Source organism: Treponema sp. OMZ 798 (assembly GCF_024181385.1).
In the GTDB taxonomy this organism is placed as follows: domain Bacteria; phylum Spirochaetota; class Spirochaetia; order Treponematales; family Treponemataceae; genus Treponema_B.
In genome coordinates this window covers 520,413-532,120 of sequence record NZ_CP051305.1, presented here as the reverse complement: position 1 = coordinate 532,120, position 11,708 = coordinate 520,413, and the positions used below count along the sequence as shown (strand labels likewise).

12 protein-coding genes are annotated in these 11,708 nt (G+C 41.1%); 4 read left to right on the top strand and 8 right to left on the bottom strand.

All coding sequences use genetic code 11. The annotated features are described in order from the left end of the window. The first annotated feature begins 8 nt into the window (after nt 1-8). From E4O07_RS02540 to E4O07_RS02525, 4 genes are all read left to right on the top strand, one after another. The gene (locus E4O07_RS02540; protein WP_253687121.1) at nt 9-893 is read left to right on the top strand and encodes a 1-acyl-sn-glycerol-3-phosphate acyltransferase; all 885 of its coding nucleotides are present in this window, start codon (nt 9-11) and stop codon (nt 891-893) included. A gap of 25 nt (nt 894-918) precedes the next feature. Continuing rightward, nucleotides 919-1,314, top strand: a complete 396-nt coding sequence (locus E4O07_RS02535) for an acyl-CoA thioesterase (protein WP_253687120.1) — start codon at nt 919-921, stop codon at nt 1,312-1,314. Nucleotides 1,315-1,395: 81 nt separating this feature from the next. Next, a complete protein-coding gene (locus E4O07_RS02530; RefSeq protein ID WP_253687119.1) occupies nt 1,396-2,367 on the top strand; it encodes a metal ABC transporter substrate-binding protein in 972 nt (323 codons plus the stop codon). A gap of 62 nt (nt 2,368-2,429) precedes the next feature. Beyond that, on the top strand, nt 2,430-3,089 hold the full coding sequence (locus tag E4O07_RS02525; RefSeq protein ID WP_253687118.1) for a DUF1361 domain-containing protein: 660 nt from the start codon (nt 2,430-2,432) through the stop codon (nt 3,087-3,089). Nucleotides 3,090-3,271: 182 nt separating this feature from the next. Here the strand turns inward: E4O07_RS02525 and E4O07_RS02520 are convergent, their stop codons facing one another. From E4O07_RS02520 to E4O07_RS02485, 8 genes are all read right to left on the bottom strand, one after another. Beyond that, entirely contained in the window at nt 3,272-4,717 is a 1,446-nt protein-coding gene (locus E4O07_RS02520) for an aminoacyl-histidine dipeptidase (protein WP_253687116.1), read from the bottom strand. Between the two features lie 103 nt (nt 4,718-4,820). Beyond that, a complete protein-coding gene (locus tag E4O07_RS02515) occupies nt 4,821-5,465 on the bottom strand; it encodes a nucleotidyl transferase AbiEii/AbiGii toxin family protein (protein ID WP_253687115.1) in 645 nt (214 codons plus the stop codon). Further along, entirely contained in the window at nt 5,420-5,746 is a 327-nt protein-coding gene (locus tag E4O07_RS02510; protein WP_253687113.1) for a DUF6922 domain-containing protein, read from the bottom strand. The genes E4O07_RS02515 and E4O07_RS02510 overlap by 46 nt, the downstream gene beginning before the upstream one ends. A 123-nt stretch (nt 5,747-5,869) precedes the next feature. After that, nucleotides 5,870-6,649, bottom strand: coding sequence for an ABC transporter ATP-binding protein (locus E4O07_RS02505; RefSeq protein WP_253687111.1), 780 nt, complete (start codon nt 6,647-6,649; stop codon nt 5,870-5,872). Between the two features lie 5 nt (nt 6,650-6,654). Continuing rightward, complete coding sequence (locus E4O07_RS02500; RefSeq protein WP_253687110.1) at nt 6,655-7,674, bottom strand: FecCD family ABC transporter permease; 1,020 nt, start codon at nt 7,672-7,674, stop codon at nt 6,655-6,657. Beyond that, the gene (locus E4O07_RS02495; protein WP_253687108.1) at nt 7,674-8,609 is read right to left on the bottom strand and encodes an ABC transporter substrate-binding protein; all 936 of its coding nucleotides are present in this window, start codon (nt 8,607-8,609) and stop codon (nt 7,674-7,676) included. The genes E4O07_RS02500 and E4O07_RS02495 overlap by 1 nt, the downstream gene beginning before the upstream one ends. A gap of 176 nt (nt 8,610-8,785) precedes the next feature. Next, the gene (locus E4O07_RS02490) at nt 8,786-10,024 is read right to left on the bottom strand and encodes a methylaspartate ammonia-lyase (RefSeq protein WP_253687106.1); all 1,239 of its coding nucleotides are present in this window, start codon (nt 10,022-10,024) and stop codon (nt 8,786-8,788) included. Nucleotides 10,025-10,214: 190 nt separating this feature from the next. Continuing rightward, nucleotides 10,215-11,672: a methylaspartate mutase subunit E gene (locus E4O07_RS02485; RefSeq protein ID WP_253687105.1), complete on the bottom strand. Its 1,458-nt coding sequence runs from the start codon at nt 11,670-11,672 to the stop codon at nt 10,215-10,217. Nucleotides 11,673-11,708: the final 36 nt, after the last annotated feature.

The following is an 11,708-nucleotide window of genomic DNA, read 5'->3' as shown; positions in this document are numbered from 1 at the left end:
GGTTCAAAATGCAGCAGACTTTAATGGAATATGTTAAAGACCTTTTACCGGAAATTGCAAAACATACTATGAAAAATCCTGCAGTTACACCAGAAAACGTATTACAAAAAGGTAATCCCGCTCTTTCTAAAATTCTTGATGAGATGGTAGACGATCTCGCCCTTGAGAATTCGGAATTTAGGCATCCGGAACATCTGGAAGAATTTTTGGATGAGGTAAACAAGGGTAAAAAGGGAATAATCCTTGCAGAACACTACAGTAATATGGATTACCCTGCTTTTATGCATCTGATGAAAAAAACAGGCCCCAAAGGAACTGAACTGGCAGAAAAGTGCATCGCAATGGCCGGCTTAAAACTTGGAGAAGATAATCCCTATGTTGCAGCCTTTGCAAGTGCCTATGACCGCATTTATATCTATCCCAGCCGATATATCAAATCAATTAAGGACCCGGAAGTTTTGTCAGAAGAATTAAAGAGGAGCAAGATGATAAACCTCGCTTCAATGCGGGCTCTCGAAAAAGCAAAAGAAGAAGGCCGGGTAATTCTTGTATATCCTGCAGGCACAAGATACCGCCCCGGAAATCCCGAAACAAAGAAGGGGGTAAAAGAAATAGATTCTTATATTAAGATGTCCGATATAATGCTCCTGATATCGGCAAATGGAAACTGTCTGCGCATTTCCGATTCCGGAGATATGACAGAAGATACTATCCATAAAGATAGACTCATCTTTGATGCCAGCCCTATCATAAACTGTGAAGAATATAGAGAAAGGGTCAAGGCCGAACATGCAGAACTTACAGGAATAGATAAAAAACAAGCCGTAGTCGATCAGGTAATGGCAGACCTTGAAAAAATGCACGAAGCAAACGAAATCGGAAGACTGAATTAAAAAGTTTTTATAAGAAGGGAAGATTGTGACACATACGTTTTATGTTGAAGTAAGAAGCTACGAGCTTGATGCTTATAATCATGTAAACAATGCAGTTTACCTAAACTATCTGGAATATGCCAGAATGCAGTTTTTAAAAAAAATAGGCTTTGACTATGTAGGGATGATTGAAGAAGGCTACATGCTCTATGTATCACACATAGATATTAAATACAAGCACTCTGCCAAACTTTACGATAAACTGGCCATTGAGGTTACCCATATGGATTTAGGTAAGGTGTCGGGGACTTTTTTACAGGTAGTAAAGAATGAAGAAGGAAAGGTTTGTGCAGAAGCAAAGGTAACCTGGGCCTGTGTCGACAGCACAGGACGGCCTGTTAAAATCCCCGAAAAGTACTTGGTTCCCGGCCTTCAACCTTAAAAATTTAATTTTAATTCTTGACTTAATTTAGGCACGGTATTATATTCTATTCCGTCTTAAAAAATTACCTATGGAGTTTATATGAAGTCTGTATTAAAAACATGTTTATTTATTGCTATCCTTTCATCGATAAATGTTTTTGCGATGGGAGCCAAAGAAATGCCCGATAATGGAAAAAAGAATGTTGCCGTTACCTTCGATGCAATGAAGGAGCTTACTCAGGCTGTTGCAGGGGATAAGGTTAATATTTCGGTCATCATCCCGCCCGGGATGGAGCCCCATGATTTTGAGCCCAAGGCCAAGGACCTTGCCTTCTTGTCAAAGGCCGACATCTTGGTATACAACGGCTTAGGCATGGAATTTTGGCTTGAAGATGCTTTAAAAGCCGTCAACAACGGAAAGCTGATTATGGTAGAAGCAAGCGCAGGAATTGAACCGATAAAATCCGGTCACCACCACCATGATGAACACGGCGAAGATTGCGACTGTGAAGCTTGTGCAGGAGAGCACGAACACGGCAAGGGGCATGAGCACTGCCACCACGGAGAATTCGATCCTCATACGTGGCTCAGCCTATCTTCGGCAAAAATTATGGTTAAAAATATCGAAAATACTCTTGCAGCGGCAGATCCGGCAAATGCAAAAAGCTATCATGAAAATGCAAGTAAATATATTTACGGCCTAGATACCCTTTTAAAAGAATATATAGAAAAATTTTCTAAGCTTAAAAACAAACACTTTGTAACGGGGCACGCAGCCTTCGGCTATCTTTGCAGAGACTTTAGCTTGGAGCAAAATTCGGTCACGGATATCTTTAATGAAAACAAGCCTAATCCGAAAGAGCTTGCAAAACTGGTAGACTATTGCAGAGAGCATAAGGTAAGGGTTATCTTTACTGAAGAAGCGGCAAGCCCCCTTGTTTCAAAAACCCTTGCTGCCGAGCTTGGGGCCAAGGTTGAAAAGATTTATACAATCGAAAGCCCCGAGGATAACAAGAGCTATCTTGAACGCATGAAAACGAATTTAATGCGGATCTATGAAAATCTAAAATAAAAAAATCAGGCGGTCTTTTCAATGCAAAAAAGACCGCCTTTATCCTAATTGTTGGAGAATAAATGAGCCATTACTTTAAAAATATATTCAAAATAAAAAGCACCTTTGCTCTAATGTTCTTATCTTTTTTTTGCATATTTTTATCTGTTTGCAGAATTTTTATTGCAGAAAATTATTTTTTACTTTTCTTGGTTTGGAATTTGTTTTTAGCCTTTGTCCCTTGGTTTGTTTCTTCAATATTATACCTGTCAAAAAATAACAAAAAAGTAATTTTTCTTATTTTTTTGCCGGTATGGCTTATTTTTTTTCCTAATGCCCTTTATATAGTAACCGATTTTATACACTTAAAAACGGCAGCCTCATCTATGAGATGGTATGATTTAATTCTTTTATTTTCATATAGCTTTACAGGACTTTTTTACGGCTTTGTAAGTTTAGACTTTATCGAGACAAAGATTAAGGCGCTTTTTAAGTTAAGGTTTCCGCAATTTTTTTCTGTTCTTGTAATCTATATTTCAGCCTTCGGCATCTATCTAGGAAGATTTTTACGCTGGAATTCATGGGATGTTGTAACAAATTTGAGCTCTGTACTATCGGATCTTTTTTTACCCATAAAAAATCCTTTTATCCATGCCCGCACATGGGCCTTTATCCTATTGCTGGGAACGCTTTTTAATCTTCTTTACATATCATACAAGAGTTTTGACGAAAAGAAAATTTAGATTTTTACGGTTATTTCACTTGACAATTACAATAGTTATGATACAATTAAATTAGGAGGGAGATGTGAGCATCCGCCCTTAGGCGGTTCAAAGCACAACTCCCATAAGGGGCATGACTTCATGCCCCTTTTTAGTTTTTAATAAGGCCCGGTAAACCGGACCTCAACTTTTGTTCCTTATTTCTAGTTCTTTAATTCGGCAAGATATGCCAATAAGAACTTCCATACACGTTCTACAGAGGCGATTTCCATGTGTTCATTAGGCGTGTGCACGTCATGCAGATTGGGACCGAAGCTGACAGCGTCAACATTGGGGAGGGTCTTCTTTAAAAGACCGCATTCAAGCCCTGCGTGTATTGCTGTAATAACCGGTTCCTTTCCGTTAAGTTTTTTGTAAACATTAACGGCCGCATCTCGTACGGGTGAATCGGGGCTGTATTCCCAAGCGGGATATTCCGAAGCTTTTTTGAATTCGGCTCCGCAGCGTTCAGCTTGGATTCTAAGAACATCCACAATTTCGTCAAGGGCACTCTTTACGCTGCTTCGTACGGAGGTTGTAAATTTGATTCTTCCGTCGATCGCTTCCAAAACGCCGTTATTTAAACTTGTTTGAACAAGCCCGGGAATCTCCATGCTCATGTATTGAACGCCGTTGGGGATACCGGCCATAAAGTCTATGATGTTTAGGGTAAGCTCTTTTGTAAACATTTGACCGGAAGGATTTTGAGCCTCTGCTGCAGTAAGACTTAAAAGCTTATCCACGGCCCTGTACTCGCCCTTAAAATCGGCAGCCATTTTTTCTACAATCTTTAAAACGGCATCAGCATTTTCAACGGCTATAACCGCGTAAGCGTCCTTTGCAATTGCATTGTGCTTTGAACCGCCTGAAATTTCGACAATGTTGATTTTTTCGTTTTGCTTGATGTTGTACAAAACACGGCCCAAGAGCTTGATTGAGTTTGCCCTCTGCTTGTTTATCTCGATGCCTGAGTGCCCTCCGAGAAGACCGCCCACAGTAACTTTTAAGAATTTGCCCTTCGCAGCTTCCTTCTTTATATCGAAAAAGACATGAATATTGGCCCCTCCTGCACAGCTTACCAAAAATACACCCTCTTCTTCGGAGTCGATATTTAAAAGGCGTGTTCCTTGAAGGTTTTCTCCGGTAAGAGCCATCGCACCTCCCATTCCTGTTTCTTCTTCGGTCGTAATTAAGACTTCAAGAGGCGGATGGGGAATATCCTTTGAATCGAGAAGGGTAAGAGCGTAGGCTACGGCTATACCGTCGTCTCCGCCGAGGGTGGTCTTATCTGCATAGAGCATTTCGTCTTTTACAACGAATTTAATCGGGTCTTTTAAAAAGTCGTGGTTTGAAGAAGCCTCTTTTTCGCAGACCATGTCCATGTGTCCCTGAATAATAACCGTCGGAGATTTTTCATATCCTGCAGTTCCGCTCTTCTTTATGATAACGTTCATAGCCTTATCTTGATGTACTTCAAGATTTCTATCTTTTGCAAATTTTACAAGAAAATCGCTGACAGCTTTTTCATTTCCGGAACCTCTCGGTACCTGAGAGATCTCGTAGAACCATTTAAATACTTCTTTAGGTTCGGTGTTTTGTAATGGGTTCATTTTTGCCTCCAAATTATTTATGTTTTAGGCTCTTAGTATATTATAAAATACAAAAAAAAACAATATAGAAATTAATATACTTACCATGTGAGTTTAATTGTACTTATATAGGATAGGTTTTGTATATTTTTTGAGGATTTTTTATCATATCATGCAAGCGTTTTTCAATATGTTCCCAATTAAATTTTCCGGCTATTAAGTTTACCGGCTCATCCATAAAGTCTATATCATCAAAATAAGATAAGGCTTTTACAACAGATAGTATATTTACATTTTTATACTTCAATCGATAAAAGTCCAGCATTGCCTCTAATGAATATTTTGTTGATAAAAACGAAATATCAACAAAATCTTTCAACCGAGTACCGTTATCGGTAATTGCCGAAAGTTTCATGGCAATAACATCTTCAAAACTTGCTATCCGTATATTTTCTTCTGTAGACAATGGTTTTAGTAAAGGGTAATCATATTTGATACAATCAATAAATACACCATTTATTTCGCCTTTTAATGTATTATGAGCCTTATACCTCTCAATAAATCCGTATTCTTTTGATAAATGTTTATTAAGGTCTTGTACCGATATATCATTTTGAGTAAATAAATCCAAATCAATACTTTTCCTGTGTCCAAGCCTCAATGCAATGGAAGTGCCGCCAACTAAAAAGAATTGATCTATTTGAGAGTCTTTCATGAGTGTTCTTAATAATTCAAATGCAGTTTTCTCGACAGTGTTCTTTTGCAGCATAAAAAATCTTCCTTTTTTAAATCAAAAAGCAAACAAGACCAGTTCAATTCTTTTGGGGGAAGGTACGGAATTTGTACAACAATATTTTTTACCTTTTCAAAACCGCCGTAAAGTTGAAACATGGCATAATAATCCTCCGGTCTGCCGTATTCCAAGACGCGGGCGACAACAGTTTTTGCCATTATATTCCAATCCCAATCGGGAGCTTTTGTATCATACTCCCAAAGAATTGACTGAGAAATTTTTTCTTTTTTGTGGGTTTCATAATCTGCAAAAAACATATCATACCTCCCGAGTTCCAGTATAGCATATTTTTGTACATTTTTCCACACAGCAACAAAGCAAATAGCCGCAAATAAAAAAAAGATTTAGCTTCAAGTTTCCGATAATCGTTTGCCTGTAAGCTAAAAAGCTGTAAGCCATAAATTAAAAGAATCTTTCATCCAGCCGGCTACATCCATTCCGTAAACGGATTGTAAAATCTCTCCGGTTAAAATATCTTCTTTTTTTCCGAATGAGGCTATCTTTCCGTCCTTCAAAAAAAGGAGCTTATCGGCAAATTGAAGGGCCAGGTTGATATCGTGAAAGACTCCGATGACGGTCTTGTTTTCCGTTTTGCAAATATCTTTTAAAAGATAAATCAGCTCGGTTTGATTTTTTAAGTCCAGATGATTTGTAGGCTCATCCAAAAGAATGAGGCCGGGCTCTTGGGCAAGGGTTCGGGCAAGATAAACCCGCTGAAGCTGACCGCCTGAAAGTTCATCTATTTTCTTTTCGCGCAAGCTCCAAACGTCTACAGCCCTTAAACATTTTTCTACATAGGCCCTGTCGTTTTTTGAAAAAGAACGGAAAGACGAGTTTTCAAGACGGGCATAGCGTCCCATCATAACCGTATCGTAAACGGAATATGAAAAATATATTGAAGAGACTTGGCTTAAAAGAGCGATTTTTTTGGCTATATCCTTATGCTTTATATCTTTTAGATTTTTACCGTCTAAAAGAATTTCTCCCGAATAATCTATAAGACCTGCAAGGCTTTTTAAGAGAGTCGTTTTTCCGCAGCCGTTGGGACCTAAAACGCAAAGGCTTTCGCCCCTTAAAACCGAAAAGGAAATACCGTTTAAAACGGGTGTCTTTGAATATCCTGCATAAAGTGATTTTGCTTCTATCAGCGGATGCTCCATAAGAGTTAAGCCCTCCTCCGGCCTTTAAAGTAGACATAGCAAAAAAACGGAGCACCTGCGAGGGCGGTAATTGCTCCGACCGGAAGCTCTTGGGGCGACAAAATCGTTCTTGCAATCATATCGCAGAGCACCATTCCTGTGCCTCCTATACAAAAGGACATAGGTATAACTATCTTATGCCTTGCTCCGAATAATTTGCGCACAAGATGGGGAGCTATTAAATCTATAAAACCGATTATGCCAACAAAGGAAATTACGGCCCCTGTAAGGGCGGAAACCAAAAACAAAAGACTCCATTTAATTTTTTTTGTATTGACTCCCATGGTTCTAGCCTGTTCCTCTCCGAAGGTAAGCAGATCCATCTCGTGCGAAAGAAAGGTAAGAATCAAGGTGCCGCCCGCACAGATAGGCAGAAGTACATTAAAATTTTTTATGTTCTGGCTTGCAAAGCTCCCCATCTGCCAAAATATGAGCCGTGCCATTCCGTCCCTGTTAAGGGCGATTATGACGGTTATAATTCCGTTTATAAAAAGAGAAAAAACTATACCGGCTAAGATAATCGTCGAGTTTTCAAAATTTCTATCAACTAAGGCTGCAAATTTAACCGAAGTGTAGACTGTAAGGAGGCCTGCAATAGTTCCTGCAAGCGGAAGAGTAAAAGCGGGCATCAGAGGGAGAGTAAGCCCGGTCAAAATTACCAGAGCCGCTCCGAGGGAGGAACCGGATGAAACGCCCATGGTGTAAGAAGAAGCCAAGGCGTTCTTTAAAATGCTTTGCATGACTGCCCCGCTTACAGCCAATGCTCCTCCAGCCAAAAAAGCAACCAAAACTCTGGGCAGCCTTACATTCCAGACAATCGCAACAAAGGTTTCTTGAATACTTAAAATTTCTTTTTGAGCTATTTTTGAAAGGATGATTTTAATTATATCTTGGGGAGGAACAAAGACCGAGCCTATTCCTACTCCCAAGATTAAGACAAGGATGCAGGCTGCGATTGAGCCTGCAAGCTTGAATTGAAGTTTCATTATTTATAAACTTCGGGATAGACGGCCTTAGCCATTTCCTTTAAGGCCTTGATAATGTTGTGGTTAGGTCTTGAAGAGGAATTATTGTCAACAGCAAAAACCTGTTTACCCTTGACAGCCTTAAGAGAAGCCCAGCCTGATCTGGCCATTATTTCATCAATGGGGTTAGGAATATAGTTTACATTGGTCACGATCACATCAGGATCCTTTGCCAAAACCATCTCATCAGAAACAGCTACCCATTTTTTTTGGTCGGCAAGGATATTTTGAGCTCCGATAATTTCGATCATCTCATGGATAAAGGTATCGGTTCCCAAACTGTACATATAAGGAGCGGCTCCTATTTCAAAATAAACCTTTTTCTTTTTATCTTGGGCAATAGAAGCCCCCTTCTTTCGGACAGCTTCGATTTCCTTTTTCATGTTTGCAATAATTTTTGCTCCGTTTTTATCTTGTTTTACGACGGCAGCTATGTATGCAATATCAAGATAGATGGCTTCAATACTTGAAGCGGAAGGAATGTTTATAACGCAGATACCCGCATCTGTTAAGGGAGAAAAAGGAGTGTTTCCCTTTGCATTCGACATACCCGAAATAAAAACTACATCCGGTTTTAGGGCGATAAGTTTTTCGGCATCGGGCTTCATCATATCAAAGTATGGAATATCCTGCTTTAAAAGTCCGTCCTTTTGAGTGTTGGTATCGGCTGCAATGATCTTACCTGCTACACCCAAATCGATAAGGATTTCGGTGGTAGACGGAGCCATCGAAACGATTTTTTCAACCTTTGCAGGTAAGGTAATGGAAGCACCGGCCCTGTCCATCGTTAAATCAATCGAGGGAAGGCTTGCTTCTTTTGCTCCTCCTGCAAAAGCCATGGTGCCGGCTGCCAAAATCATGGTCAACACAAAGAAAATTTTCTTAAACTTTTTCATAACTACTCCTTAAAAAAAGTTTTTGAAGGAAGCCTCAGCTTCCTGAAAAAAGTTTTTTCACGCGGTTTGTTTACAAACCGCATAAAATAACCACGACGTTTGTCTGAAAGACAAACTCGAAGATAAACAGAGAGGCACTATTTGTGCCGAACTGTTTATCGAAACTCCTAAACAACTTATTTCCTATTGGCTAAGGCAACGATCCTATTCATCTCGTTATTGATGATCATGTAGCCTTCGTCAACACCCATACCGGGTTTTGCAAGCTGCTGGGCAGCACCGGCTGCAACAGAGCAGTTTACGATAACTTCGGCCGAGCGGTTGGTTTCGTTACATGTACCTCCGCAGTAGGCTCCGACTCCCTTTTCCTTGCAGTAAAGGATGGCTTCGATTGTGTTGTTAATTCCTCCGAGGTCTGGGGTCTTAATCTGAATCATGTGGCCTGCGCGGTTATCTGCAAAGTACTGAATGTCTTCGAGGGTGTTGCACCATTCATCGGCAACAAGCTCTACCTTTACGCCGTTATCGTCAAGGCTCTTTGTAAGAGCTGCAAGCACCTGCATCTGCTTTTCTCTGTCGCCCATATCCATGGGGCCTTCAATTCTAAGTTTAAAAGGAGCGGCAGCTTCTTCCAAGGTTTTAAGATAGGCAGTCATCTTGGGAACATCGTTATTTGTAAAGTCTCCGATTGTGCCGTATACATCAATGTGGAAGATAGGATTGTAGTTCTTGCAGGTTCTCATGGTTTCAACTCTGTTTTTGAGCCACTTAACATATTCCAAAAGTTTTTCACCGTTTTTACCGGTTTTTTCTTCAACATTGTTAAATAGACCGTGGGGGAGAACTTCAGCCTGCTTGATAATCATCTTATCGGCATTTAAGTAGCGGTCATCGCCCGACTGGGTGAAGATCGGGATTCTCTTTATTTTGCAGCCGGTCTTGTATTCGTCTACAACAACCTCGGCCATTGTTATGTGGCGGGCCTTTGCAACTGCATCAAGGATGGCTTGAGAAATACCGTAGCGGAGAGCCGTGTGCATTCTCTTTCCGTTTACTTTATGTTCTTCAAAGGTTTTGGCCATTTCTCTAAAGTTTGTAATTTCTTTTCCTACAAAGAGGGGCTTTATGTCCTTTTCGATTACGGGAATAAAGTCCTTTGCCAAAAAGAGGGGATCGCGTCCGCCTGCTCCGGAATACTGTACGGCAGCACAGTCGCCGTAGGCTACCTGACCGTCTTCAAGAACGAACATAACGGAAATAGCTTCACCTGCCTGTCTGATTGAGGTAAAGCCCTCTGTTACGGGTTTTCCGGTATAGAAAAATCCGTCATGACCTGCGCCCATCTTGATAGCCTTTTGGTCATCAAAATAGAATCCTGTTTTTCCTTCTGCGCAAACAACATCAACAATTTTCATCTTTATACTCCTATAAAAACTTTTTGCAGGAAGCCTCAGCTTCCGAAAAAAGTTTTTTCAAAGCGGTTTGTCTACAAACCGCATACAATAATGCGACGTTTTGTGCATGAGCACAAAACTCGGTCAGATAAACAGTGAGGCAGATGTGCCGAACTGTTTATCGAAACTCCTATATAATCCTACTATAATTTTAGTGTTTAGCCGGTCTTCCGACCAAAACGCCGGAACTTACGGCATAAACGTCATCAACCGACATCTGGAAGTCAACTTCCCTCTTATCGGCCTTGGCCCTCTCTTCAAGTTTTTCCCTGTTAAAGTCGAGAATATCCTTTGTAAAGGGGAGGTTTCCCGGCATCAGGTAGCGGATGCATCCGTCATTGTCGCGGGCAGGCATTACCTTTCCGGCATTGTACTGGGAAGGGGCAAAGGGAATATCGATTACACCGGCTTCAAAGGCCTTGATAGTGCCTTCAACCAGATCTCCATGTCCTATCTCATAGACCCTGTCCATAATACACTTTGTTTCTGCCTTGATAAGCTCAATTTCTTGGGCGAGAATTTTTGAATCGGGATAGCGTTGTCCCTTCAAAAGGTTCAAAACCATCTTAGTAGCCTTGATGCCTCCTGCATTGGCTTCCTTGGTAGGAATACCGAAGGCCTCATGCGGGGTTTTAACGATTACCTTTGTAGCTCCGGAAAGAGCAGCGGTTGTACTTCCCAAAGAAATAAGACCGTAGGCCCTGGACTCATCTGCGGGAAAGCCTCCCATCCATTGGTGGAAAACGGTAGTGATGCACGTATCCTTGTAGCCGAATTTTTTCATATAGTCCTTGGTGATTTCTCTCAAGGAAATTACGGCAGCAACGTCCTGTGTCATGTTTCCGCACATACCGTAGCCTACAGTGATGCTTTTGACACCCTGCTCTGCTGCAAGCAAGGCTTCGATAACGCCTACTGCAATAGCAACCGAGGGAGGCACGAGGGTTCCTGTAAGAGGACCGAAGGGTTCTCTATTTAGGTGAACTCCGTTTTCTTCATAAAAGCCTACCAGGCGGTCGGCATATTGCCAGCACATTATACTATGTTCGATTGAAACGGCCTTTGCATAGGGAACGTTGTAGCTTATTCCTCCGCCTTCATTGGAGGTGTATCCTCCGGCATGGATAATCTCTGAAAGGAGACGGGCATCGGGGGTTCCGTGTCTTGCCTGCAAGGGAAGGTTTACGGCTTCCAAAACTTGGCGGCAGGGACCTACACCCCAGTTTACGGCAGGAAAACCGTTCATTAAAGAGCGGCCGGCCCTCTTTGAAGCCTCAATACCGGCCTCACCCTCTTCATATCTATTTTGGCGCGTATAAGCGTCAATGGTACTCGGTAAAAAGTCGGCACCGCCCTCATCCTGTAAAAACTTTAATAGATTGATGTGTTCATCCAAAAGAGGAACACCGGCACGAGGCTGTGCCGTAGTAATGCCTTCTTTATCGGCTTGTTCAAGTTTAATTGCAAAGTTTTTTTCAGGCGGGATCTTCTTTAGATAATCGATAGACTCTTTTAAGTCAACATCCTTTCCCGTGGGCCATGTTTGGAGAATTTCTTCTCTCATCTCCATAAACTCTCCCTCAGGGATTTTTTTATTTTTCCATCTCATACTCTTGCTCCTAAAGTATAGTGGGGTTATTGTATC

Coding starts and splice junctions, on each gene's coding strand:
- E4O07_RS02540 (WP_253687121.1), top strand. CDS start 9: ATGCAGCAGACTTTAATGGAATATGTTAAAGACCTTTTACCGGAAATT.
- E4O07_RS02530 (WP_253687119.1), top strand. CDS start 1,396: ATGAAGTCTGTATTAAAAACATGTTTATTTATTGCTATCCTTTCATCG.
- E4O07_RS02525 (WP_253687118.1), top strand. CDS start 2,430: ATGAGCCATTACTTTAAAAATATATTCAAAATAAAAAGCACCTTTGCT.
- E4O07_RS02520 (WP_253687116.1), bottom strand. CDS start 4,717: ATGAACCCATTACAAAACACCGAACCTAAAGAAGTATTTAAATGGTTC.
- E4O07_RS02515 (WP_253687115.1), bottom strand. CDS start 5,465: ATGCTGCAAAAGAACACTGTCGAGAAAACTGCATTTGAATTATTAAGA.
- E4O07_RS02510 (WP_253687113.1), bottom strand. CDS start 5,746: ATGTTTTTTGCAGATTATGAAACCCACAAAAAAGAAAAAATTTCTCAG.
- E4O07_RS02505 (WP_253687111.1), bottom strand. CDS start 6,649: ATGGAGCATCCGCTGATAGAAGCAAAATCACTTTATGCAGGATATTCA.
- E4O07_RS02500 (WP_253687110.1), bottom strand. CDS start 7,674: ATGAAACTTCAATTCAAGCTTGCAGGCTCAATCGCAGCCTGCATCCTT.
- E4O07_RS02495 (WP_253687108.1), bottom strand. CDS start 8,609: ATGAAAAAGTTTAAGAAAATTTTCTTTGTGTTGACCATGATTTTGGCA.
- E4O07_RS02490 (WP_253687106.1), bottom strand. CDS start 10,024: ATGAAAATTGTTGATGTTGTTTGCGCAGAAGGAAAAACAGGATTCTAT.
- E4O07_RS02485 (WP_253687105.1), bottom strand. CDS start 11,672: ATGAGATGGAAAAATAAAAAAATCCCTGAGGGAGAGTTTATGGAGATG.